We start from the raw sequence: 25152 nt of genomic DNA on the forward strand, positions 1-25152 counted from the left end.
AAAACCGCTTACGCGGCGTCGGTGGGTTCAGCTTGCCCCGGTTCCGGCATACTCAAACGCAGGTCAATCCAGCGGTCGTCGGGTATATCCATAGGGTCGCCCGCAACAACAGCAACCGCGTCAAAGTCAAAACGACGGCTAAACGTGCGTACGGTGATCGTCCCATCCTCTGCCTGCTCTGTTTCTATAAAGCAGAGACGATTGCCGTTTGCATCCTGCGGGATCTCTATTGTCCAGCCCTCAGTGGCGAACCCCAGTGATCCGTTAATGGTGTAGACGCCAACGTCATCGTGAGTCGCCATAACCCCCTCTGCTTCGACATTAGCAGCGCCCGATCCAGCTGACATAAAGCCTTGTTCCTCGTTCAGCGCTACAGCTGACGTGTTGGCTAAACGAAAAATGGGGGACGCAGATTTGATAAATCCGTTTGAATCAACAGTGGTGTTCGCAGAATCTAGAAAATAGCGCCAACCTGATACATTTCCATCTCTTATCCTGGCGTAATGCACATTGCCAGAGTCGGGAAAAACTAGGCGATAATTTCTGTATGCAGTGCCAAACACTGCAACGACACCTTGGGTGGATACACCTGTAGGCCTGTCCGAAACGGTGACACCATTGCCGTAGGTATAAATCCCGCCACCAGGATAGTTAGTTCCGTTAGGTAACAATTCACTTGAAGTGTAATTTTCGTATGTAGGACCAATGCCGTACTTGCCTTCGGTTAGTAATCGCCCGCTGCCAGTGGTTTCACGCCCCGCTACATTGACAATCTGCAGCGCGGTTTGTAGCGCCGATAAGTTGCCAATCGGCGCACTAGATAGGTCATCAATCAGCGCCAAATTGCCAAGCGTGCCACTCTGGCCAACGTTAATGCCGCCCTTTAATACATTGGCTAGGTCTTGAGCGAGCCGCCCAACTTCAGCAAGCCATTCGTTTGTTTGATCATAGTTCGTGGGTGTGGCCATGTGGCCTCCTTCTTAGCGTTTAATACCTTTTACAGTCATATTTCGACCATAGGCAGTTGCTTTGTTTTTCCCTGATGTATCACGAATAGCAAAAGCGACCGATGTCACATTTGCTGGTATCGTCCTCATAAAAACTTTACCTGGGACGTTCCATTGAGCCCCAACGCTCACTCCTGATGATGTAACAATCGTATTGGTTGCCCACACTACCGACTCCCATAAGGGGTCATTAAAACTTCCAAAATCATCGGTTCCAGGCGTATAGACCTTCATTTCAATAACGCATCGGTCAGTTTCTGAAGTGCCCGCAAATTCGATGGTGGCTGACGCTGTCACCTCTGCCAACGTCCCTGGGCTGTCGTACTGTACGTTCATTACCGTAGTCCAACTGCCTGTTAGCGGAGTAGGGCCATTCGATTGCCCGCCAACCGGTACAGTCACAGCGTTTCCCGCTAGCTTTAGCGTAGTTACGGCAGCGTTCTCAATCTGAGCGTTCTTAATTAAAACGTTCTTTATCTGCGCCCATTGAACTTCCAGCTGCTCTACAGCAATGAAAGCAGCTTGTAGTTTGTCGTTTTCAAATACTAAGCTGCCAGTGCTACTTCTAAGCTTTGTAATCGTTAGTGCGTCAATAAAGGCTTCGGGCATGATGACGCGCCCATCACTCACCACAAACGCGGTCACCAACTGATTGTTGACTGGATTTAGGATGGCGAACTGATTGGCGATACCGATGATTTGTGCTTCCTCTCCGGCTACCTGAACACCAATCACCCCCTTTACGCCGTTGACATTAACCGTCGTAACGGCCTGGGCGACGGCCCCAGACACAGGATCGTAGACGGCTGACAACTCTTGTTGAACGGATGCCAACTCATCATCAACAGCGACCTCAAACGCATCAATACGACCTGCTAACGCCTGCTGATCATCACTAAGCGCAACGATAGTGGACTCAGCGGTGGCCAACCGCTCGTCGGTGGCGGCTTGGTACTGGCTAACGTCACTCGCTAACGACTGCTGATCATTAGCGAGTGTCGTTAACGTGTTACCTACCGATGCCGCGTTATCTTCGAACTCGCTACGTAATGCCTGGTTAGTACTTGCAAGAGCAGCATCTTCCGACGCCCTGGTGGTTTCTTCCGTCGCTACCCTCGCATTAACGCCATCCAATGCCGACTGCATCTGAGACGATGTAGCCGCCAGCGCTTGGGTATCGTCAGCCAGCGTCGTGATCCGCTGCTCAAAATCCGCCGTAGAATCGTTATAAGCCGCACTCAGGCTGTCCAACGTCTGCCCTATCGACTGGGTTTGGTTTACCAGTGCGGTAATGCTCTGGCTAACCTCAACGCTACTGTCGTCGTATTCCGAGCGCAGCGTGTTAAGCGCACTGGATAGCGCTTGATTGGCATTCGTTAACGCTGTGAGCTGCTGATCAACGGTCGCTTTGTTGTCACCGAATACCGCCGATAACTCGATAATCCGTTGGGCTAACGACTGTTCTTCATCCATGCGCACCACGTTTTCAACGTCAACAATAGCGTTGCCCAGTGCGTTCTGGGCTTGCAGTGATGCGTTGTAAACGGCCTGGGCTAGCTCATTCAGCGCGATCGTTTGCGTGTTCTCGCTTGCCGTCGCGGTATTGTCATCCACGTCCGAGCGTAGAGCGTTAGCCTGCTGGGTGAGCGCTTGGGTGTCGTCAGCCAGTGTCGTTATCCGCTGTTCAAAATCCGCCGTAGAATCGTTGTAAGCGGCACTCAGGCTGTCCAACGTCTGCCCTATCGACTGGGTTTGGTTTACCAGTGCGGTAATGCTCTGGCTAACCTCAACGCTACTGTCGTCGTATTCCGAGCGCAGCGTGTTAAGCGCACTGGATAGCGCTTGGTTGGCATTCGTCAACGCTGTTAGTTGCTGATCAACGGTCGCTTTGTTGTCACCGAATACCGCCGATAACTCGATAATCCGTTGGGCTAACGACTGTTCTTCATCCGTGCGCACCACGTTTTCAACGTCAACAATAGCGTTACCCAAGGCGTTCTGGGCTTGCAATGATGCGTTGTAAACCGCTTGGGCTAGTTCATTCAGCGCGATCGTTTGCGTGTTCTCGCTTGCCGTCGCGGTATTGTCATCCACGTCCGAACGCAACGCGTTGGCCTGCTGGGTGAGCGCCTGCGTATCGTCAGCCAGAACCGTCAAACTGTCCTCAGCGGTGGCCAACCGCCCATCCGTCGCGGCTTGGTACTGACTAACGTCACTGGCCAACGATTGCTGATCATTAGCGAGTGTCGTTAACGTGTTACCTACTGATGCCGCGTTATCTTCGAACTCGCTGCGTAATGCCTGGTTAGCACTTGCAAGAGCGGCATCTTCCGACGCCCTGGTGGTTTCTTCCGTCGCTACCCTCGCATTAACGCCATCCAATGCCGACTGCAGCTGAGATGAGGTGGCCGCCAGCGCTTGCGTATCATCAGCCAGCGTCGTGATCCGCTGCTCAAAATCCGCCGTAGAATCGTTATAAGCCGCGCTCAGGCTGTCCAACGTCTGCCCTATCGACTGGGTTTGGTTTACCAGTGCGGTAATGCTCTGGCTAACCTCAACGCTGCTGTCGTCGTATTCGCTACGCAGTGTGTTAAGCGCACTGGATAGCGCTTGATTGGCATTCGTTAACGCTGTTAGTTGCTGATCAACGGTCGCTTTGTTGTCACCGAATACCGCCGATAACTCGATAATCCGTTGGGCTAACGACTGCTCTTCGTCAGTACGCACCACGTTTTCGACATCAACAATGGCGTTACCCAAGGCGTTCTGGGCTTGCAATGATGCGTTGTAAACCGCTTGGGCTAGTTCATTCAGCGCGATCGTTTGCGTGTTCTCGCTTGCCGTCGCGGTATTTTCATCCACGTCCGAGCGTAGAGCGTTAGCCTGCTGGGTGAGCGCTTGGGTATCGTCAGCCAGAACCGTCAAACTGTCCTCAGCAGTTGCCAACCGCCCGTCGGTGGCGGCTTGGTACTGGCTAACGTCACTGGCCAACGATTGCTGATCATTAACGAGTGTCGTTAACGTATTACCTATCGATGCCGCGTTATCTTCGAACTCGCTACGTAATGCCTGGTTAGCGGTAGCGAGGGCTTGTGTGTCGTCTGACAGGGTCGTGAGCTGCTGCCGAATATCCGCAATGGCACCTTCATACTCTGTACGTAATCCCGTGATACTACTGCTCAGCGATTGCGCCGTGTCTGACAACAACGTGATTTGCTGATCAAACGCAGCAGTCGTGTCATCGTATTCAGTGCGTAGCTGTGTCAGAGAGGCGGCAATCGCTTCTGTGGTGGTCGCCAACGTGGTAAGCCGTTCCGTCAGCGACGCGCTGGCGGTCTCCAGTTCTGCGCGCAGCGTAGCAATACGCTGGGCTAACGCCTGCTCTTCGCCCACACGCACGACGCTTTCTACATCCATGACCGCATTGCTCAGCGCCACCTGAGCCTGCAGGCTGGCGGTCTGAATTTGCTGCTCCAGTGCGACAAGGTCTAAATCGTCGAGCGCTTTTTGAGCCCGAGTAATGGCGTCACTCGCGGTTTGTTGTGCAGCGAGTGCACTGCTGCCCGCACCACTGGCAACATCCATTGCCGTTTGTGCATCAACGGCCGCTTGGTCGGCGGCTGCCTGGGCGGCATCTACACCCACGCCATTCGCCTGAGCCTCAGCAAGGGCTGCCTGAGCTTCAGCTAACGCATCACTCGCTGCTAATTGGGCGCCTTTGGCATCAGTATCTGCTTGATCCGCAGTGGCTTGCGCAGCGGTTACCGCTACCGCATTCGCTTGCGCTAAATCCAATGCTTCCCGGGCGTCATTCAGTGCATTATCAGCAGTTGCTTGGGCCGCATCTACCCCGTTTCCAGCGGACACTGCAGCGTCCAACGCTGCCTGAGCATCAGCAATCGCCTGAGTTGCTGATTGCTGTGCAGCGTCCACATCCTCGCTGACACTACTGATAGCATCGTTAACGTTGTTAACGTCATTTTCGAACTGATCAACGATGCCGCCTGGCTTGCGTAGATCCTTATCCACAGCACCCAGAATGTCGTCGAAATCTTCTGCAGTGGTCGCTTGCACGGGAAACCAGCTCGATACGCCGTAAACGTTCACGCCGCGCACGTAGTAGTAATACGTAGTCGCCGACTTCAGGCCCGTGTCAGTAAGTACCGTGGCCACGCCAATATTGATGGCGTTGCTTTCGATCATGGCCGTCTCTAACGCCACCTGACTGCGCCAAAACTCCCACACTTGGCCAGGGTACTGCCCTTTGGGGCGCAGAGTAACGCTAAATGTGCCAACTTCAATATCGACGCTGTCGGGCGGCACAGGTAACAACAGACCTGTGATATTCGTGGTCAGTGCAGCCCAGGGCGAAGCGGTACCAATCCCCGTCACACCTCGCACCCTAATCATCCACTGCCCAGGCTCTACATCGCGTAGGTCAATACTGGTCCCACTTTCCGTATAGACAGTTCTCCAGCGCAGGTCGCTAGGGCCTTGCACTTCGACGATGTAGCGCAAGACGCGTGGATCGTCGCTGGGCGTCCAACTGATCGTCATGCCCTGGTGCTCGGTACCGCCTGCCAGGTAGGTGAACGCTTGTGCGGTAATGCTGTAGGGCGCGACAACTGGGCCGGTGGGCAGCAGCGAGTAGCTGGGCAGTTCAAGATCAATACCCAGCTCGATGCGAGCATATTTCGTTGGGTCATGCTCAAGCGCAGTGATGTGGTATTCAAGGCGCCCTTTTTCATCAGAGCTTTCAGAATTAGCGAGCACACGGAATTGGCGTGGCTCAACCGACTGACTCGATAAAATCCACATAGCACCGTTTACGGGCACAGCAGACAACGGCTGGGATAGTTGAACTTGGGGGCCATTGAATGACCCAACGGGCCGACGCTCTGGACGTCCGTTGGGCAACATCACATCAATAAACCAGCTATTTCCGTTAGCCTGCTCAGGTACTTGGTCTAGTGTAAGTGAATCAAGCCCCGTCGCGGTTAGGCGACCACCGAGACGCGCGCCGGCTGTCGATGGGTCAGAGATTTTAATAATGTCGCCAGGTCGAACATCCGCATGGTCAACGCTACAGCGATAAGAGACGGTTTCTGTCTCGGCACGCTCACTGGCTAAAATCCATTTACCCAAACGGTGCGCCTGAGCACGACTAGTGCACGCTACGGCATCAACATCAATCTTCCGATACCCAAACTGCTCAAGTGCCTCCGAGTCCTCGACAACTTCAACGCTTAATTGATACTGATCATCGGGGTCGTTGTAGCTGACATGAGCGACTGAATGGCGGGCTTTAAGGGCTGTGCCTTCGTAAACAAACTCACCATCAATGACGTTCGCCGGCGTCACCAATTTAACGGGGTCACTAGGCATATCCGCCACTGGCATAACCGTATTGGTTCCCCAATACGTCATACCACGAAAGGCGCTGGCAAGCGTATGCAGTGCACGCATGGCGTCGACTTCATCCGCCATAACAGTGTTAAACGTAAAGCGAGGCTCTTCGCCACCAAAGCCGTCAGGAACAAGCTCATCGCAATACTGAGCGATGCGGTAAAGCTCCCATTTATCGACGTTACGCAAACCGGCGCCATAGCGTACTTTCATGGCCACGTCGTAATAACACCAGGCAGGGTTATCACTCCACGCTAACTTGAAATTGCCGCCCCAAAAGCCTGAGTAGGCGCGCGTTTCCGGGTCGTAGTTATCTGGCACCTGAACAACCAGGCCATATACTTCGTAAGCACGTGGCGGAATTTGATTACCAAATTGCTGGGCATCTACTTCAACCCCCACCAAAGCGCTGTCAGGGTAGCTCAGCTTCGCATCGGTAATGGTAGTGAAGTACGCCCAATAGGTATCATTCTGCTTTGTTGCTGTGTCATCGTCGTGAGAAATTCGACGCAGGCGAACATCCCATGGCCCAGCCCCGTCTAGCTCAATACGATAGCTACGCTGGTAAGGACTAGTGGTTTTACCCTCAATCGTATCCCGCCGTTTTTCTTGCCAGCTGCCATTCTCCAATCGAACATCAATCGCGAGCTCAACAGTCGTACCCAACAAGTCACCATTATCAACATTCTGATAGCTGAGCGCTGGCAGTTGTATGGTCACGCGAACAGCATCGACACCCGGCGTATTAATGGTGCGGATAACTGGTGACCCTTGCTTTACTTGCGCAGATACTTCAGTGGTCGATTCAACAGCAGGGAATCCCGGTATGTGTGCTTGGTCGGGCTCTCCGTTGCGGGTATGCACCGTAACGCCTTCAAAGTTCCAGTCGCCATTTGCCGCCTGCAATGGCGTGCCATCGAAATAGATTGACTGCATACCGTTGACTAAGCCGCCAATCGGGCCTTCACCTAGCAAGTCAATAATGCGGGCCTTGGATGTTGCACGCAAAGTGTTCGGCGCTTCTTGGGGTGTACGTTGGCTACCACCGCCGCTGCCCTTACCACCGCCGCCAGCACCTTCAATTAACTGTTTCATGCATCCAATTCCTCAGCGGACATACCCGCACTAACAACGACACTCCCCACGAGCACACGACCATAGATCAGCGGCACCGGGAGCCCTTGCGTTGACGTATTTACTGGCCCATTAAATAAAAATGATGGGCGCTGGTCCGGCGTCTCTCGCTCGCTGTAATTGCTGCTAGGTGATGGGGCGAGCATTGTAGAAACACCACCCAACGCCAGCGCGGTACCAAAGGTAGCCAATCCCCCTTTTGTGATAATTCCAGCACCAAATACACCCGCACCTGGCACTAGAAAGCTGGCACCTATAATTGCAGCGCCTGCTAGCACCTTGCCCACACCATCACTACCTGCGCCCTCAATCGCTGGCATCAGGTGCAATGCATCCTGCTTTCCTAACGCCAGCGTCAAGGCCTGCTCATCCAATGCAGTACCTTTTTCAATACTGCCCCGCACCACTTGCCACTGCCCTTGTGCTAATGCGTCACGAAGCCCTACTAACTGGGCACATAAGGCGCGCACCACTTCAGCGGTATCACGCGCCGCCAATGAAAAAGGCCCGCCGAAGCGAGCCTTTAGGGAACCGTGCAAGTGACATTCAATCATCTATCTAACTCGCTATGTCGACACCAATGAGTGATATACGGCAGCCAGCGGCCAATAGGCTCACGCACTGAAAGTCGTGATGGATCTACCGGGAGCTTGCCGCAGGGGTGGTGCAGTGCTAACCCCCGCTCCAATACGATGCCACCGTGGCTAGGCACTGGGCTGCGCAGTTGGGCTAGCCACATGTCACCAGGGCGCGCCTCGCTCTGTTCAATCATGCGAAAGCCCGCCTCAGCGAAGCCATCACGGTAAAGATCCTGGCCGTTACGCCACCACTCCCAAGAACGTGGGTACTCAGGCAGCGTGACGCTGTGGCTTTCTGCGTAGTAGTCGCGTATCAATCCGTAGCAATCCGCAATGCCATGAACAAACCCCCGCCCGATCAGTGGCGGACGTTCGTTATGCCCCCACCAACGTATCGGCGTTGTCTGCTCGCCATCGGTGGCCACGATACCCCACGGCACGCCGCTGCTGATTTGCCCACGCATATCAGCCTCACTCGGGCAGTCGGGATAATCCGGGTGGCTGTGCACCACCGCCAGCAGACCTGCCGATTGCGCTTTGACCATCTCCAACTTGCCCACGCGAAACGTAGCGGTTGGATCAGTGGCCACGTTCTCGACCTGCTGGCAGCCCTGGGCAGTGATGAGCCACACCGCCTCATTGGGGTAAGTGGCTAATGCGCCGGCGCGGATGCCTTCAGCGTATTGATTAAACACCAGCCACCTCCGCCAATTAAATTTGATAAGAATTCGTCTATAAGCAATGCTAAGCCGTCTTAAATAAACAAGAGGATTTCGATATGTCGCAGCAACCCGACCACCTGAACCAAATCATCCAAACCTTGGTGTTCATGGGAATGTTTATGAAACAGACAGATAGTGACACCGCTAAAGCTTTTTTAGGTGGAGCAGTCATCGCCTGTCAGCGTGACGGGGAAATGGGTGATGACATTCCACAGCTTATTTTTCAGAAGGTTTTTCCAGGCGAGGAGCTCCCAACGGTAGTCTCATCAGACATTTTCGAGACGATTCAACGTCGCCAACAGGATCAATCAAAAGGCGAGTAATAAAAGCCTCAGAAAGAACAACAGCGCCTTTTTCATCAACTTTGTAATTCTGCGATTGCATAGCAGTATTCCTTTTTAGACTCGGCCAACACCAGGAAAGGCGCGGGTTGGCAACACGCCGTTTTGCCCAAAGCGCAAGCGGCAATCACTCAGCCCCTTGCCGCACTTGTCGTCACCAGGGGCTGCAGCGCTTCCGCTGGGCCCCCATTCGCCAGTGCCCGCGTAGGGGCAGGTCACGCCCTCATAGCGGTACTGGCTGCCGTCCCACCAGCGGTAGCGGTGGGTGCATGTCCGAAGCACCTGACGGGCTGGCACTTTCTTCCCCTCTTGATCCATATCAACAGAGAGCTCAAATGTGATCGTTGTTCGGTTCTGTGCTTGCTTACGCTCAATCACATAATGATCTTCGGGGAACATCGCTTCGGGATCTGGATCGCTACCATCATCCAGATGCTTACGATACGTTCGCCGCCTCACCACAGGCACTCCGATTAAATCATCGGCACTCAACACTAGGCTGAGAAAAGCCAGATCCATAGCGGTGATGGTTAACATCGGGCGGGCAGCGGCGCCTTGTCCACTCCACGAAAACCCCTCTGCCTTAATCGGCATTGGTTGGTATTGGTACCCGTTAAACACTGCAGGCCCACCGTTAACAGGCTCAAGGCAAAACCTAAGAAACCCCTCTCCGTAGCGCCTGCAATCCAATTCAAAGAGCGGCACAATCGCATCCTGCGTCAGCTGCTGCGTTTCACGTGCAATGATGCCACTCATGGATTCAGATCCTCTTTGAAGGCGGCGGTGATGTTCGCGTGACGCGCCGATGTAGGCCGCGCTCCTGATAGTTCGGTGCAAATGTAACGCCGGGGCTGAGACTCCCAGGGTGGCGTCCACCAGAAAGGGATCAAGTTGAGCCGAGTGTTCAGGAACTCATACAACGTGTCGTATTCGTCACGCTCCAGAAGCGTCCAATTCAAGGCCCAATCGGTTCGTTTATAATTGATGCCACTGGGTCGCCGCTGGCTGTAACCGTCACCGAACTGAACAACGTCAACGTTAGCTACCGGCTGAGGCTCTGAACTGAAGTCCGGCGGAATCGCCGGCAGTGTTTGATAACTCATGCTTACCCCGTGTACAGCAAGCCACCGTAGCGCCGTTCACGCTGCAGTACTTGGATAACCTTGGTTTCAACGGCATCGCCAATTTGCTGCCCTTGCCGGGCTGCATCGTTATCTGACATACCCGGCGCTGCTTGAACTGTCACCGGCACCGAGAGCTGCAACACCTGGCTCTTACTATTCGACACATTATTGGAAACAGCCCGCTTCTCTCGGGAAAGAAAGCGGTCCAACTCATCGGCCTGCTGGCTCATCATGACGCGTTGGCCCTGATCCAACAGCCAAGTGCCTTCTTTGGGTATCCGATCAACACCAGCATGCGACATACCTACAGGCTGAACTGCCTGTAAGGCTGCTTGCAACGTGCCGGTTTCCATCACGGTTTTAGCAACGATAGGAATATTGCCGGGGAAAGGCGCACTCGCCCACGCCTGGGATATTGCGTCATAGCTAGACACCAACGTGCTGGCTAACGAATAGGCTTTCTGTACTGCAAATAAACCCTGGTAGACTGACGACTGCTCACCAACAAATGTTTTAGCCAAACCGGCTAGATCGCCATACATGGCTGCGTTACCCGCTAAACGTGCCTGACGAATCTGACGATCATAATGCGCTTCAGCGTCCGCGTTTTTCCTCTGCAACTCAGCAAGCGCCCTCTGAGCCTCAGACTGCACGCCGTACTCTTCTTTTTTAAACTCTCGCAGATCCTCAAGCCGCTGCTGATATTGCTCTCGATAACGGTCACGCTCTTGTGACATGCGAGCGGCTTCACCAAACGGGCCGGAAACTGACGCATCTAGTGATGTTGGCACCTGCAAACCACGCGTGGCCACGTTGCCCAGCTCTCGCTCCAGCTGCTTAGCGGCCAAATTGCCAAGGCCAGGATCTAGCATCTCAATCGCCATCGAGTCGCGCTGCAGCGTTTTCAGGCGCTCAAGATCGGGCACGTAGGTATTAATCAGCGATGAGCGTCGTTCCAGCAGCGAAAGCTCTTCGCGCAACTGCAGCAGGTTGTCTGCCTGCGCTTGATTGAGGTCGCGCAAATTGCCGCGCTCAAGTTCATAACGCAGCTTGGCAACTTCACCAATTTCACCATGAAGGGCTATATCACGTTGCAGTGTTTCCAGTTGGCCATCATAAAGCCCCTGAACACGTTCCATTTCCCGTTGACGTTCGCGAAGCGCAGAAGCGGCCATTTGCTCGCCCTTGCGGGCAGCTGCGCTGGCCTCCTGCTCTGCTTTGCGACGGGCTTCTTGATCGGCTTCCCACTGGTCTCGGAAACGCTCAGCTTCGACAATAGCGGTGGCAATTTCTGGTGGCACACCGCCATCTTGGGAAGCAATCCAGCGGCGCGCACGCCCCTCATTGCTTGGATCCATCATTTGTGCAATGGATTCATTGACGCGCTTTAGGTAGTCATTAGCCGCCGAGCGATTACCTTCCATCGCCCTTGTCTGGGCGTCGATGCTGCTGGTGGTCGAGGTGAAGGCACCTTCAAGGTGTCGCTGTCGTTCTGCTAGCCCATCGGCGGATTGTGCTGATGTATCGTAACCAGCCGCTAAGCCATTGACTGTATTGATATGCGAGTCAGGAACTATAAAGTTATCTTTAACTAGCTCAGCCAATGTTCCCGCTTCACGAATACCGTCCCGAACCTCATCAATAGCGGTGCGTAAATTCTTGTAGCTATCAAGACCTCGTGGTATCGCAAAGCTTTGTGTAAGCGTATAGATACGGCCCAATGAACGGCGCATCTGCGCTTCCTGATCCTCAATTTCACTGGCGATGTTTTGCATCGTCATATTGCGCTGCGCAAGTGTCAGTTTTTCAAAAGATGCAACGGCGTCATCTGCTGACGTTGAGAGATCTGAAATACTTTGCCTAGTAGCTTTGGCCTCGCGTGAGGTCTCTGTCATACCCATGACAAGCCGAGAAAGCCCGTAAGTCGCCAATAGCGCGACGCCTGCAGGACCCCCCATTAATGCCATTGCTGCACTGGCACCGCGCGTCGCTACAGCCATCGAGCCATGCGCCACAGCAGACGCACGGGCGGCAACACTTTGTGCCACAGTCGCAGTTGTCGCAGAGGCTGTTGCTCTCGTGTATTCGATCTTAGCAAGTATAGCCATGCGTGTAGCGGACAACTCTGTTGCTTTGGCCTGTGCCAAACGGGCATTTGCAGCAGTGAGTTGGTTAGTGGTAGCCAGTTCGGTGCTGTTTAGCTGTGCAATCCTGCCCTGAACCTGCATTCTTCCCGCAGCACTTGTCTGATTTTGTAGGCGCTGCGCAGCTAACGCCTTTTCTGCAGCCAGTTGCGCATTCAGACGCTGGAGGCGCTGTACATCTTGCGTGGCTTCAGTGCGCTCATTCACAGCACGCTGCTGAGCCCGCTGAGCCTCAAGGGCAGCTTGTGCCCGCTCTGCAGCTTCCCTGCGCTGGGCTTGCATAATGGCCGCTTGATCAAGTTCAGCGCGGCGCTTAGTGGCTGCAGCTGCCATGCGCTCAGATTCAGTACGTTTCACAACAGCGGCTGCGTACGACCCCATGGCTTGCACGCCACGGCCCGCTAAAATAACGCCCGCCGCCATGCCTACTTCCGCCAGGGTTTCGATGTTATCGGCAGCTAATTCAATGCCCGCCGCTAACACGCCGGTGGCTGAATGCGCTTCGTTCGCTTGGCCGATGTACTGCATCCAGGCGTTATTAAACACCACCCTGGCATCTTCAACCGAGGTGGGCATGCGCTCCAGCTCCTCGACCATGGTCGCCACCTGACCTGTCAAGGCGGGCATCACAACGTTTGCCGTCAACTTTCCGGCAGTTGCCATTTCGTTGAGTTCACGCGTGGTTACCCCCAGCCCTTCCGCCAGCGCTTGCTGCAAGCGCGGCGCGTTCTGAATCACCGCGTTGTAGGCGTCGCCCTGCAACTTGCCGGCGATCATCGCCTTGCCGAACTGGTCGATCAGTGAGGTCGAGTCTTGCGTTTTGGTACCGCTAATAACCATCCCCGCCGAAAGTGCTTCGGTTAGATCCAGCACATCCCGCGTGGCAAAACCAACTTCTTTCAGAGGCCGCACGGTATTGACGAACAGCTCTGAAATATCCATCAGTGGCTTGTAGGTGTTGCGGGCGGTCTGCATCATTCGCTGCTGCACCATGTCGTACTCGAGCGTCGATTCAGTCACCAGCCGAATTCGGGACGCCATTTGCGAGTACTCATCAGCGGTACCAATCACATTGCGCGCAGTGAACATGCTCGCCAGCGCCACACCAGCGCTTAGTGCTGTGTTCTTTAGAAACGCAATTTGATGGCTAGTGTCTTGAACGTCTTTACCGAATTTCTGAGAGCGCTGGCCGCTATTATCCAGCTCTTTGCCCAAACCCGTGACTTCATCACGCATTTGACGCATGACGCGAATGCCTCCGCTGGCGTCGCCATTAATAACAAACCGGGTCTGCATTTCGCGCGACATAGAAATACCTCAAATAACGGGCGTAAAAAAACACGCTTAAGCGTGCTGGATTATTAGCTTCAAAGTTATGCCGATTTTTACGTCGGCTTTCTAATAACTTTCTAGATTTCACTAATCAAATAATTCATTATTGGCAACGCAAAGCGCACTTAACTTAAAAAAAGGGAACATAAATGAGAAACAAAGTCATATTGACAGCTGTTTCAGCAATGCTCTTAGCAGGCTGTGCTGGGCCCTCATATCAGCCTCCATCTGACCAAGAGAAAAACTACTCTCAGATCTACAATGCTGATTTTGATAAAGTTTGGGAAGCAACCGTTGATTGGTTCGCCATCAACAATATTCCTATTAAAAATATTGAGAAAGATTCAGGAATTATCGGCTCAGACTACAGCCTAGGATCTAGCTATACACAGGTTGATTGTGGCGTAATTAGCCCTGGTGACATGCATGTAATGTTTGATCAAACAGTGGTAGCCAATATTAATGTGCTAGTCAGGGAAACCAGCAGTGGCGCCAATGTTCAGCCTAATGTGTTTGGAAGCGGTACCTTTATGATTCGCGATGTGCTGAACAATATACCTCAGACAATGCGTGCCGATAGATGCGTTAGTACTGGCGAACTTGAGAACAGCTTGCATAGGCACTTAAGCAACAGCATCTAACATGGTCCCTTGGTCTGCTAGCTTCTGCTATCAGGCCAAGGGCTTAATAATGTTATCTATTCAATACCTCACGTGCCCCGCCCTCAATCACTCTCACCTGGGCAATACAGCCACGCCGATCTTCTACGCCACACAGCTCCATGGCCGTGGTGACGCTGGACAACTCTAATCCCTGGTAATGAACACCGCCAATGCCGGTAATTACCCGCCACTGGTTATCACACGTGCTGTACACCTCCCACGCTTGCAGATGCTCGGGCCATATTTCTACCTCATCCGGCTCCATGTAACGCTCCACCGTGGCTAGGGCAATTCCAAAGGCAGCCGCGTCACTCTCAAGCGATGAGGAACCCCCTTGGCCGCCTACTGCCCAGTGGCGGCCAAGGGCGGCTAGTTTTTTGCGCGGGCCTCTGGGCCGCATTCCTGAGCGGTTACCCAACTGTTAATCAAGGCGCGGCGAAAAAACGTTAGCTCCATCAACCCTTCCAGCAAGTCGGGGGTAAATTCTAGCGGCTTACCTTTGTCATCTTTCAAATCATCCATGCTGATCAGATCACGCTCTACCAGGGCACTATCGTCCATCTTGCCCAAATTGAGCTGCTTAGACGTTTCTCGGTAATCACTAAAGGGCAGCAGCTTCCAAGTCGCGTGGATCGTGCTGGGCTGCTCTTCATCGGGCACGTGGATCTCTACCGGTACCCGATGCGTAGCGTATTTTTTAACAACAAAGGCCATATACGATGCTCCTTTTAGGTGAAAATCATGGCGACTTCGTCATCGCTTTGGTCTTCGATGTAACGAGTACTCATGGTGTAATTCAGGATACCGCTAGCATCGTTACGCGAAATTGTAGAGAGCTGCACCTTGGTACCGACAACTTCAACAATATTGCCAGGCGTGGTGCCATGCTTGATAGACACTTGGTCCTTAGTAACCCCTTGGTGGCTTTCAATCGCTTGAAAGTAGTTTTTGGTAGCAATATTGGGCGCTTCGATCTCAACTTGACCTGTCACGTTACGGTCAGTGATTAACACGTTTTCGCAGCCCGGTAGGTTGCGCGCGACCACTTCGTTACCAAGGTTAAGTGACAGCGATTGCAGACACCCTTGATAGCCATGCACATTTCGCCCGGGGGTGTTTTGCTTGTTAACCGCGACTTCTTCGGAAAATGCTTCTGGCTGCTTGTTAATTGCTTCCGCTAACTGCTCTGGGCGTTTGTATAACCCAGTGAGCGTGAACTGAAGCGTTGGGTCTTGCTTAGCGGTAAAGTTGGCTTCAACCGTACCTCGCACACCAGGCACTTTCTGTACTTGCCCATCCTCAACAAACCATACGCAGAAGCTCTCGCCTTCTTCCGTGGCGGGCAAATACGTAACGCTTTCACTCGCAACGATGAGCTCAGCCAAACCACAGGCCCGTAACAACATGCCAAAAATGGGTGGTGTGCCTGCCGTGCCTGAACCCGATAATGGGATAGTGGTTGTCACCGTTGTATACGGCGCCACGTTAATTTCAGGCTGAGCGCCAAAAGTTTGTTTTTGACGCTCACGAGTTACCCGGTCGCCTTCATACGGGTTACTGTCAACTTCGGTTGTTAGCAGCAGTTTGGCGTCTGCTATGTCGGCACCAACGCCATAGCTAGGCTCAGGCGCTACCAGAAGCATCCGCTTGCGTGTGCGAAGCATGAGCCGTCTCCTTTTGTTCGTTACGGGATTTACGCTGCTTGGAAGCAGGCGCTTGGGTATCTTGCGGAAGCTCTTTAGGTAGGCTTACCTGTTGGCCACTTCCGCTATGAGCGACACGCACGGGCTCGCCTCCGCGAAGCACGTAGCTGCCACCGGATCTAATGGGCATGGGATTAACTCCTGGGTTAAGCGGGGGTGCTGACCATGTGGGTATCGGTCTCCCAATAAGAGATCCACCACACGATAGAGCCTTTAATGTCTTCGACTTTGCCGCTGTGGAACTGCAACGGGTCGTGGCGCGGCCCCGCTTGATAGCCAAACAGAGCATCGTAAAGCTCTTGCTTCCGCAGCCGGAAATCATCTTTACGCGCGACCAGCCACACGCCGTAGCGCAGCTTTACCCGCTGGCGGGGGCGCAGGGTTTCCGCGTCGCCGGTGGCAGCCTCTGCAACCAGGTAGGGGCATGCCATGGGCAGCTGTCCGTTGTAATCGTCTAATGGCGTGTGAAACCACGCCTCTTCCACGCTGGATAGCTCAGGGCATAGCTCCTGTATGCGTTCAATCAGTTGATCGATAATGTCGTATTGGTTCATTTTTTCGCGGCCTCACGGCTTAGCAGGTAGTCCATTTGCTGGCTAAATTGCCGGGGCAGGTCGTCTCTTACCATGTCTTGTGCGGCATCCATAACACGTTGATTGCCGACCATTTCAGGGATTGACGGCCCAAACCGCATGAGCGGATCACTCTGGTTATCTGCCTTGTCTCGACGTCGCAGAATATGCCCTTTGGCGTGCCAGCCGCCTTGTACTAGCTGCCTGCCGTTATCCTTGCGGATACGCACCGTCACGCCACGACGGCGGGCAACCCGACCTTTGCGGGGGCCAGACTGCACCTTTCGGCCACTGCTCACCGGCACCCAACGCCCACGCGGTTTGAACTGCGCAAGTGGCAAACGGCGCCCAGTGTAGAGAATCGCCCGAGATGCATCTCGGTTAACGCGCTGTATCTGCATACGGCGACGAATGTCACCGGCGCTAATGTCGTAAATATCCCGCGTGTAGCGACTGATAAACGTGGCCGCTTTGCGTGTCGATCCGTTGACACTGCGGTCAAGTGCCTTATCGACAATTTTAGGGTCGTAGCGATTACGCAGCGCCTGCAGCTGGCGTATATCAAACTGTAGATTCGGCATAACCTCCTCCTACGTCACCCAAAGGCGACGTACATGGCCGTCATCCTCAAGCACTTCCTCCACAATCCATGTTTTGCCGGGCGCTTGGATAGTGTCGCCTTGATTACTGGAAGGCACATCGGCAACCATTACGCTGATCGTGTTGATGCGCCCTGCTAGTTGCTGATCGGCGCTGTAGGGTTCCCAGTTACGATCCAGCACCACCAGCTTGCCTAAGAGCACCGCGCCACCCGTTATCTGATAGTCAGCAAGAAAACCAGCATCTTGAAAGATGCTGGTCATATCGCTGCGCACTTCATCATCAAAGGCGCTCATCAGGCGTCACCGGCACCACTGCCAGAACCTTCTCCAGTACCGGTGCCCTCGCCTTTGCTGTTTTCGTCATCACCGGTACCGCCTGCAGGATTTTCTGGCGGGGTAGATGAGCGCTTGGCTTTACTGGTGCCCTTGCCCTTGGCAGGGGCACCCAATTCAGCGATCACGCCCGCATCCACCAGGCGTTTCTCTTCGGCGGCATCCTTGGGCTTATAGGGCTGACCAAGCTTAGCGAGAACTTCTTTACCCTTTTCGATCTGCCCACGCGCTACCACATACTGTTTAGCTGCCATGACAACCTCCGCTGCTTATCTAGAATTGACTGTCCAGAAACAAATCACCCCGCACTTTGCGGGGTGGTTAGACGACTTTGGCGTAAACGAAAGCGTCAGGTTCGTGGAAGCCGGGGATGGGAGCGGACTGCATCATCAGCCAGCGAACACCGGGATCCTTTTCAGTCCAGCTTTTCGGGTAGCGATCGACATCGAACAGGCCGCCTTCAATTGCTTCCACATCTTCGATAGCTCCATACAGCATGGAGTTACGACTTGAAGTGGTACCCACGATCAAACCGCCGGCGGGAATCATTGGCTCATCTTCCAAACCACTGTCATCCTCTTCACCGTCCGGTGTGAACCATTCGTCATAGGAGTACAGATCAAGGCCAGGGTCATTGATGTAGCCCAGGTAGGTCACGCCATCCGGTAGCTGTTCAGGCTTGATCATGCCCATATCAACGCGGCGGGTATTAAGCTTTTTCAATACCTCTTCGCTATCCAGAAAAGCATCCGCCGCTTCCGCGCTCATCACACAGGCATTGGCAGTACGGCCACTTTTCTTCGAGACGCGACGCTTGTACTTCCGCAAATCAGCAATCGGATCAGCACCGGCTGCTGTCCAAAGCGTGGCTTCGGTCACCAAGTTTTCGGCATCCATTTGATAGTCGATGATGTCATTAACGCCATCACCGATGACATGCACCTGGCCAGTAGTAAGCGCCCGCGCAATCATCCACTCTTCGCGGCGACTGATACGATCATCCAGATCCTGCATATCGCGGCCCAACTGGTCACCTGCACGCTCCAATGGCGTACGCGCCGAGTAGATATGTTCACCTGCTTGGCGGGTTAGCAGGTTTCCTGCACGCGTCGGCATTTTCGGCTTAACGTAAGCAGGCTTGTAGCTACGCATTACCGAACCGGTACGGTCAACCACTGACCCCGGGCGATTGGGCCGGACAAAGGGGGCCATGCGGCGATTACCCTTAATGATGTCAATATCGATATGCTCAGTCGGTGCCACAATCGGCTCGGCACCAAAGAAGGTCGCCGTCAGGAAACGACGCGGGCGCGGCATACGCTCCACCGCCGCCAGCATCGTGCGGAGTTCAAATAAGTCCATGGGGTTCTCCCGGAGTAAATTAAGAGGGTTTCGCTAAGCGCTTGCTTAGTGAACGAACAACGACCAGCGGCGCAGTGCTTTGCGCACCGACTCGATGGTGTGGCCCTCGCCAAGCGTTAGCGCCGCTGAGCGTAGGTCTCCGGTCAGCATTACTTCCGCAGGCACCGGGCCATCGGTTGCGTCTACGTCTTCCCAGAGGACTACGCTGGGCGCTTCACTGCCATCAGCGGCGGCGGACGCGCTCAGCTTGTACTCTTCGTCGGCAGTGACTTCACCAAGTACACTGCCCTGTTCTAGTACTTCACCCGCTGCAATCATCACTGTTGCGAATCGGATCGGGAATTCACCGCCAACCAGCTGACGGTGCCGGTGGGCTGTTTGCGTCATGCCAGGCATGGGCTTGCTCCTATCAGTAAAGGATATAGTGCTGGCTTATTACTTAGCCCAGCGCTTGGAAATGGCGTCCACCGCCTGGGCACGCTCAGTTTCGGCGGCATCGCCATCCTTAGGCGGCGTGGTGGTACCGGCTTCAGTGCTGTCGGTTTTAATGCTTTGCAGGCTGATGCCGCGATCCGCAGCCGCTTTGAATAGCGCCAGGCCGGTGGCTTCTACGCTGTCGCCATTGGCCAGGGCCGCCGCGACTTCTTTTTCAAAGCCAGGCATTGCCAAGGCTTGAATGCCGATGCAGCGCTGGCGTTCAGCCTCAGCCGCTTCAGTACGCAGCTTGTCGGTATCGACGGTTTCAGCCGCGGCGATTTGAATAGTTTTAGGGTCGGTACCGGCCTCGATCGCTGCCTGCAGCTCTGCCGTGGTTTTCACGGTGGTCATAGTGATGCTCCTGGGTTGGTTACTGGCAGAGGAACCGGCCAGTTCGGCAATAAGGGATTCAAGGGATCCAAGGCGGTCAGCCATACCCGCTTCGATGGCCAGCGCACCGGTAGCAATACCACCTTGGCGGAAACGGTCGTTGACCTCTTCGCGAGGGATGCCGCGGTTGCGGGCCACCTTGTCGAGAAACACGCTGGCCAGCTCATCAGTTCGCGCCTGCAGCTGCGCCATGCCCGCTTCAGTCTCTAGGTCAGGCCGCTTGTTGGGCGCGTTGCTGGATACGATTTCGTAGCTTTTCTCACCGGGGCGGTCTTCTCGTTTACGCAGGCTCAGTACTACGCCAACGCTGCCCAGCTGCGCGGTATCATCCACCACGACTTCATCGGCGGCGCTGGCTATCCAATACATGGCGCTTGACGCTTGCCCACCGACATACGCTTTGATTGGCTTAGTGCCACGCGCCTGAAAAATCATTTCCGACAGCTCATTGATGCCAGTAGCTTCACCACCGGGGCTGTCAGCGTTAATGACAATGGCGCGTATCTGTGGATCATCCAGTGCCGTTTGAATATCAGTCGCCAACACTTGGGTACTGGTGGCTCCGCTGACTTCAGTGAACAGGTTGGCGTAACGGAAGATCGGGCCGGTTACCGGGATCACCGCCACGCCATCGCGTACAGTGACGCTTCGGGTGTTATCCAGCGAGCGGCCTAAGCGCGTTTCTAGTGCTTCTACATCGCCCTGACGATCAGCCACCGCCATTACGGTATCGAGCGCTTCGCTGGTGATCAGCCACGGGCGACCCGCCGCTAGTTCCAATGCGGTTCTCATTAATCATCTCCAAAGGAAAGCCCTGCTCAGTAGCAGGGCTTAGGCGGTGTGCTGTGGCTCAGGTTTATCATCGTCTTCATGAACTTTACCGCCGATATAGAGCGGCACCCGATCTGCGTTTTTACGCTTGATCTCGCGGGCACGGTCTTTGTGAACGTCTTCCCAGTCCTCACCGTGCAGCGCCATCGTTTCCAGGTGTTCGTTACTGGTGCCGTTGGCGATGCGTTCCGTCGCGGCACGGGCGTCAATCAGTTCGTTGAGCGACCCTAACGGCTCACCAATCCAAAGCGAGCGAACATAGGCTCGGCGCTTTGCCGGGTCTCGGTACCCAGGCAGCGTGATCATTCCGTTTGCCACCATCTCATCAATGACCAGCTCATAAATCGGCTGGCACCACTGCACGGTCAAATGGTGACGGCGTTGTTTTACGAACTTGAACAGCTGGTTGAACGCCGCACGAGCTGCGGTGTAGCTAGTAGAGAAGTGCATTAAAATGACTTCAGCAGGCTGCTCTAGTGCTGCGCCAATCTGTTTCACGACGGCCATGAAGAACGGATCAAACTCAGGGTTTGGCCGGTTGGAACTAATCGGTACCGGTGTGGCGCCATCTTCCAAATCCCAGACTGCGCCTTCGCCTAACGTCAGGTTGTCCCCTTCCGGTTCATGGTCGCGGTTACTCTGCACCACTGGACGCGCTGGTTTATTGGGATCGTTGCTCTGCTCATCCCACATTGTGGCTGCGCCGCCAATTCCCTGCTCTTCTTCTCCGTTTTGATGCGTAATGGCCACCGTGAACATCGCGCTGATAACAGCGGCGGTTAGCTCTGCCTGGCTGAAGCGTTCTAATTTCTGCAGTGCCTCCAGGATCGGTGCCAGGTAAGGAACGCCACGCACTTGGCTGGGGCGGTCCTTTTCATTCATTAACTGCAGTATCCTCCGGCGCCCAGTTTCGGCGCCGAACACGGGTACCCAGTCCCACGTATGACGGGTTAGTTGATCGTTCGGGTAACCGCTACACAGCCGCACATGGGTTGGCCTGCCTAGCCGATCCACACGAATGCCATCTTGCTCGTGTTCCGTGTTTAGAATGTTTGAGGGATTGCCGATACGTTCGGCTTCCACTAACTGCAGCTTTAAGCCAAACAGACCGCCTATTCGTTTATCAAACGGCGTGAAGCCAAACACATCGCCACTGGCAAGCGCACTGACAAAGGCCAGCCGTTGCTGCATGTAGAAGTCCATCGTGGCTTCCGCATCGCATTCGTTTGGGTCCTGCGCCCAAAGGGCGAAGCCGCGTGCCAGTTGATCATTGAGGGCGTCGGTGGCGTCGTCATCCAGCCCTAGCACTTTGCCGTCTACATTCGGGCGAACGGTTAACCCCATTCCCACTACGTTGGTAGCGGCACGGCTAATCGCAGCACGGCCAAGCATGTGGTTGCGGTAGGCATCCCGTGACCGGGCAATCAGCGTTTCCCGCTCGCTGGTCGGCGTATCCTGCCGGGGGCTACCCAAGCCGGGGATCCAGCTCAACATGCTACGGATCATGCGGCTAGCACCGCGGTGGCGGGTCTCGCTGCCCACGTTCGCTTGGCTGCTCGGCTGGGTTTTCTTTAGGCGTTGAATCTCCTCTAGCGCTTGCTGGGCTTGAGTCTCTGCTAGCTTCGCCCGGGCGCTGCCTAAATTTGGAAAAATGCCCATTGCTTAAAACCCCACATAGCGAATGCGGTTTCGCCCACGGCCTGATGCTGCTCGCTTCTCAAGAGCCGCCATTTTTGCGTAATGACGCTCCATGCGTTCAAGGGTGAAAATATTAGCTCGCGTATATTGCCTACCGTTGAAGCTCCATGACTGTGAGCCGGTTAGCAGTTTATCGATCGCTTCACGTACTTTAATGAGGCGTTCGGCATAGGTCTCGGTGCTCATAAGCTGCTCTTCCGTGTGACGCGGCGTCCACGCCGCTTGCCTGTAGCTTGCGGTGAGTGTATCGCTGCCGGTGATTCAAACAGGGTTGTTTGGGTTAGCGTGACTTCGAGACGGTCCCAGTCGCTTGCCTTTAACACGTGAGTACGACAGCTACGCGCCGCGTGTAGGGCGTACACTTCGCAATCCAGCGCTTCGTTTGGCTTGCCTGCTTTCTTCTGCCATACGCGTTTACGTGGGTTTCTCGGATGCGGCGCTTTTACTTCCGCTGTCAGCTGTTCCCAGTAGTCGGGGCGAACATCTTGGTACCAGTGCATTCGACCGGGGCCAGTGCCCTTAAGCCGTATGCGGGCGTCAATCAGATCCTTAGCTTTATGGGTACCAACGATAAACGGGCGAAGGCCGTACTTATCGGCCTTTGTGTTTTTGCTATTCGTGTCGTCTGAGATTTTCGGCCGGCTGAAGATCTCTTTGTTCTCGCTATTCAGCGAGGCACCTTTGACGGCCATAACGCCGTGCCGCTGACGTGCTCGCACGTAGTGATAAATAGCATCACTGGTGTGGCCGTCTGAGCTATCGATACCCACTGCAGAAACCCGAAGCGATGCACCACTCTCATGTTCAAAGCCGGTGGTCATGAGCTTGTCTAGCTCTTCATATACCGGATCGGCTTTATCCATCGTGTTGCCGTAGAGCTCGCCCCAGTAGATCAGCCAGCTTTCTTCGCCACGGCCCCAGGCGCGTATTACCACCGCTAGGCGGTCGTGTTGCACATCGATACCAGCCGTGAGCAGCAAGCCACCACGGGGGATGGTTTTCTCTGCATACTCTTCGGCGCGATCCTTTAGCTCATCAACTTCCGGCGCATCACCTTTGAACTGATACGCCAGGCCCATTGAACTGTTGGTGAATACGATCAGGTCGCTAAAATCGCCCTGCTCAGCGTTGTGCTGTGCTGAAAGCCACTTCTCCATCAACTTCGCAAAGCGAGAATCGGGGAATGTGCTTAGCAGCTCATTCATGTAGTAACCGGCCACACCGCGAAACTCAGCGGTGGCTACCCATTTCCCTTTACGCAGGTTGGCGTTCTTATCACGATCGTTCCACTCGCTACCGCAATGCGGGCAGGCGTAAACGGTTTGCTCTGGCCGGAATGCGCCATAAATGGGATGCGGCTGCTCAGCCGTCGTCGGGCATACCAAGTTATCGAAACTCAGTTCGTGCGATTCACCACAGTGATGGCACGGCACCAGGCAGCGGCGCTTGTCGCTTAACTGCATTTCCGCTTCGATAGAAGAGATACCCGCGATGGTGGGTGTTCCACCGATGATGTACTTCTTACGACCACGGCCGTAGGTTTTGCCACGCTCTTTGAGCAGCAGGATCGAATCACCCTGCCCCTTTAGATTTAGGTTGCAGTCGTCAGGCTCTTCGACAAAGCCGCGGGGGCTGGGCGTCGACTTCACCGACGATGGTGAATTGGAACCCACCAACTTCAGGAAGCCGCCCGGGAAGCGCTTGAACTGCTGGCGTTGCTGCAGCTTTCGCGAGCGTAGGTCTATTTTGTTGCGCAGCCGTGGTGTTGCTTCCACCATCGGCTCAAATTTTTCCGCTACGTACTCTTTAGCGGCACCGTCTTTGGGGAACAGGCCGATGATCGGAGAAGGGTCAATGTCGATCCAGCGGCCAAGGGCGTTACCTAAAACGCCAGATGTCCACGCGACCTGTGCCGATTTCTGACAGCACACCTCTTCAACGTTGGGATCGTCGATCGCTTCCAGCGGGCCACCGGGCAATGCCAGTGCCGGCGTAACGTGAATGCTATATTTACCCGGCCTGGCTGTTTCAACTTCACTCATCCAGCGGTGTTTGTTTGCCCAATCCATAGTGCCAATACGTTCTGGCGGGGCCCACTTTTTTGCCAACTTGTTTGCCCATCGCGCAGCGTTACGCTTCAGCGCTCTCCGCATCTTCCGGTTCAAGTTGGCTGCTGGATTCATAGTTACTCAATGTGCTTAACGCATCTTCGATATGGCGGCGGATCACAGACACATCCACCTCTTCGCCCAAAATCGCCGTTAGCTCAGCAGCCAACGCATCGGGCATGTTAAACAACAGTTCAGCGCGGGCAGCTTCCACCAACGCGTCATACTCAACATCCAAGTCTTCGGGCATGACTAGAACGTCATCTTCTTTCAGCATCTCGCGTTCAAGCTGGTCACCGCGCAAACGGTCGAGGCGATCCTTCGCGGATTCGCGGCTAGTGTCGTTAGCACGAACCATCAACCAAGCCATCACTTCAGCCGGTGAATACTCGTTGCTGGCACCACGGCCAGCGGACACCGCCACTGGCAAGCCTTTTTGCTGCCAGTCAGTCAGCGTCCTTTCGGAGACTTCAAGCAGCTCAGATAACGCCCGCTTGTTTAACGATGCGGGCAAGCCAGCAGCGTGCCAGTTCAGCAACGCCAGCTGACAAACGTTGATCAACTCAACTGACGTCATGCTGCTAACCTATTGATGATCAGATAAAAGTAAGGAAGCCATGCACACT

24 protein-coding genes are annotated in these 25152 nt (G+C 54.5%); 2 read left to right on the top strand and 22 right to left on the bottom strand.

Translation table 11 applies throughout. The annotated features are described in order from the left end of the window. Nucleotides 1-8 precede the first annotated feature (8 nt). Genes B6A39_RS09795 through B6A39_RS09810 form a run of 4 tightly spaced genes read right to left on the bottom strand, consistent with a single transcriptional unit; the run spans nucleotide 9 to nucleotide 8820 of the window. Nucleotides 9-968 (bottom strand): phage tail fiber protein, encoded by a 960-nt coding sequence (locus tag B6A39_RS09795; protein ID WP_083004721.1) that lies wholly within the window; start codon nucleotides 966-968, stop codon nucleotides 9-11. 12 nt (nucleotides 969-980) lie between these two features. Next, the gene (gpJ, locus tag B6A39_RS09800; protein WP_083004725.1) at nucleotides 981-7508 is read right to left on the bottom strand and encodes a TipJ family phage tail tip protein; all 6528 of its coding nucleotides are present in this window, start codon (nucleotides 7506-7508) and stop codon (nucleotides 981-983) included. Beyond that, on the bottom strand, nucleotides 7505-8086 hold the full coding sequence (locus B6A39_RS09805) for a tail assembly protein (protein ID WP_156886216.1): 582 nt from the start codon (nucleotides 8084-8086) through the stop codon (nucleotides 7505-7507). The genes gpJ and B6A39_RS09805 overlap by 4 nt, the downstream gene beginning before the upstream one ends. Nucleotides 8087-8097: 11 nt before the next feature. Then, a complete protein-coding gene (locus B6A39_RS09810; protein ID WP_083004731.1) occupies nucleotides 8098-8820 on the bottom strand; it encodes an NlpC/P60 family protein in 723 nt (240 codons plus the stop codon). An 83-nt stretch (nucleotides 8821-8903) separates the two neighbouring features. Between B6A39_RS09810 and B6A39_RS09815 the strand changes: the two genes are divergently transcribed. Then, nucleotides 8904-9170 (top strand): hypothetical protein, encoded by a 267-nt coding sequence (locus B6A39_RS09815; protein WP_083004735.1) that lies wholly within the window; start codon nucleotides 8904-8906, stop codon nucleotides 9168-9170. 75 nt (nucleotides 9171-9245) lie between these two features. Here B6A39_RS09815 and B6A39_RS09820 read toward each other — a convergent pair whose 3' ends face one another. From B6A39_RS09820 to B6A39_RS09830, 3 genes are read right to left on the bottom strand one after another with little or no spacing between them, the layout of a single operon-like run. Then, a complete protein-coding gene (locus B6A39_RS09820) occupies nucleotides 9246-9944 on the bottom strand; it encodes a phage minor tail protein L (protein ID WP_083004738.1) in 699 nt (232 codons plus the stop codon). Beyond that, nucleotides 9941-10291 carry a phage tail protein gene (locus B6A39_RS09825; RefSeq protein ID WP_083004742.1) on the bottom strand — a complete coding sequence of 117 codons (351 nt, stop codon included), beginning with the start codon at nucleotides 10289-10291 and terminating at the stop codon, nucleotides 9941-9943. The genes B6A39_RS09820 and B6A39_RS09825 overlap by 4 nt, the downstream gene beginning before the upstream one ends. A gap of 2 nt (nucleotides 10292-10293) precedes the next feature. After that, the gene (locus tag B6A39_RS09830) at nucleotides 10294-13764 is read right to left on the bottom strand and encodes a tape measure protein (RefSeq protein WP_083004745.1); all 3471 of its coding nucleotides are present in this window, start codon (nucleotides 13762-13764) and stop codon (nucleotides 10294-10296) included. 173 nt (nucleotides 13765-13937) lie between these two features. On the opposite strand from B6A39_RS09830, the gene B6A39_RS09835 reads away from it, so the two are divergent. After that, complete coding sequence (locus B6A39_RS09835) at nucleotides 13938-14429, top strand: hypothetical protein (RefSeq protein WP_083004749.1); 492 nt, start codon at nucleotides 13938-13940, stop codon at nucleotides 14427-14429. A gap of 52 nt (nucleotides 14430-14481) precedes the next feature. Here the strand turns inward: B6A39_RS09835 and B6A39_RS09840 are convergent, their stop codons facing one another. The 15 genes from B6A39_RS09840 to B6A39_RS09910 form a co-directional block, all read right to left on the bottom strand. Beyond that, nucleotides 14482-14850: a DUF1799 domain-containing protein gene (locus B6A39_RS09840; RefSeq protein ID WP_083004753.1), complete on the bottom strand. Its 369-nt coding sequence runs from the start codon at nucleotides 14848-14850 to the stop codon at nucleotides 14482-14484. Next, nucleotides 14820-15164, bottom strand: a complete 345-nt coding sequence (locus tag B6A39_RS09845) for a hypothetical protein (protein WP_083004757.1) — start codon at nucleotides 15162-15164, stop codon at nucleotides 14820-14822. Before B6A39_RS09845 ends, B6A39_RS09840 begins: the two co-directional genes overlap by 31 nt. 14 nt (nucleotides 15165-15178) lie before the next feature. Further along, nucleotides 15179-16114, bottom strand: a complete 936-nt coding sequence (locus tag B6A39_RS09850) for a phage tail tube protein (protein WP_156886217.1) — start codon at nucleotides 16112-16114, stop codon at nucleotides 15179-15181. After that, on the bottom strand, nucleotides 16074-16283 hold the full coding sequence (locus tag B6A39_RS09855; RefSeq protein WP_083004764.1) for a hypothetical protein: 210 nt from the start codon (nucleotides 16281-16283) through the stop codon (nucleotides 16074-16076). The genes B6A39_RS09850 and B6A39_RS09855 overlap by 41 nt, the downstream gene beginning before the upstream one ends. A 16-nt stretch (nucleotides 16284-16299) precedes the next feature. Next, nucleotides 16300-16707 (bottom strand): phage tail terminator protein, encoded by a 408-nt coding sequence (locus B6A39_RS09860; RefSeq protein ID WP_083004767.1) that lies wholly within the window; start codon nucleotides 16705-16707, stop codon nucleotides 16300-16302. Further along, a complete protein-coding gene (locus tag B6A39_RS09865) occupies nucleotides 16704-17306 on the bottom strand; it encodes a hypothetical protein (RefSeq protein WP_083004771.1) in 603 nt (200 codons plus the stop codon). The genes B6A39_RS09860 and B6A39_RS09865 overlap by 4 nt, the downstream gene beginning before the upstream one ends. Nucleotides 17307-17315: 9 nt before the next feature. Further along, nucleotides 17316-17621 carry a head-tail joining protein gene (locus tag B6A39_RS09870; protein WP_083004774.1) on the bottom strand — a complete coding sequence of 102 codons (306 nt, stop codon included), beginning with the start codon at nucleotides 17619-17621 and terminating at the stop codon, nucleotides 17316-17318. Continuing rightward, nucleotides 17621-17914 (bottom strand): hypothetical protein, encoded by a 294-nt coding sequence (locus B6A39_RS09875; RefSeq protein ID WP_083004777.1) that lies wholly within the window; start codon nucleotides 17912-17914, stop codon nucleotides 17621-17623. The genes B6A39_RS09870 and B6A39_RS09875 overlap by 1 nt, the downstream gene beginning before the upstream one ends. Nucleotides 17915-17981: 67 nt before the next feature. Further along, nucleotides 17982-19022, bottom strand: coding sequence for a major capsid protein (locus B6A39_RS09880; protein ID WP_083004780.1), 1041 nt, complete (start codon nucleotides 19020-19022; stop codon nucleotides 17982-17984). A gap of 45 nt (nucleotides 19023-19067) precedes the next feature. Next, a complete protein-coding gene (locus tag B6A39_RS09885; RefSeq protein ID WP_083004783.1) occupies nucleotides 19068-19418 on the bottom strand; it encodes a head decoration protein in 351 nt (116 codons plus the stop codon). A 39-nt stretch (nucleotides 19419-19457) separates the two neighbouring features. Then, nucleotides 19458-20681 (bottom strand): S49 family peptidase, encoded by a 1224-nt coding sequence (locus B6A39_RS09890; RefSeq protein ID WP_083004787.1) that lies wholly within the window; start codon nucleotides 20679-20681, stop codon nucleotides 19458-19460. Between the two features lie 39 nt (nucleotides 20682-20720). Continuing rightward, a complete protein-coding gene (locus tag B6A39_RS09895; protein WP_083004790.1) occupies nucleotides 20721-22379 on the bottom strand; it encodes a phage portal protein in 1659 nt (552 codons plus the stop codon). A 3-nt stretch (nucleotides 22380-22382) separates the two neighbouring features. Continuing rightward, nucleotides 22383-22604, bottom strand: coding sequence for a hypothetical protein (locus B6A39_RS09900; protein WP_083004794.1), 222 nt, complete (start codon nucleotides 22602-22604; stop codon nucleotides 22383-22385). Then, nucleotides 22601-24526 (bottom strand): phage terminase large subunit family protein, encoded by a 1926-nt coding sequence (locus B6A39_RS09905; protein ID WP_232318689.1) that lies wholly within the window; start codon nucleotides 24524-24526, stop codon nucleotides 22601-22603. Before B6A39_RS09905 ends, B6A39_RS09900 begins: the two co-directional genes overlap by 4 nt. Before the next feature lie 22 nt (nucleotides 24527-24548). Next, nucleotides 24549-25103 carry a terminase small subunit gene (locus B6A39_RS09910; RefSeq protein WP_083004800.1) on the bottom strand — a complete coding sequence of 185 codons (555 nt, stop codon included), beginning with the start codon at nucleotides 25101-25103 and terminating at the stop codon, nucleotides 24549-24551. Nucleotides 25104-25152 lie beyond the last annotated feature (49 nt).

Source organism: Halomonas sp. GT, from assembly GCF_002082565.1.
GTDB lineage: Bacteria > Pseudomonadota > Gammaproteobacteria > Pseudomonadales > Halomonadaceae > Vreelandella.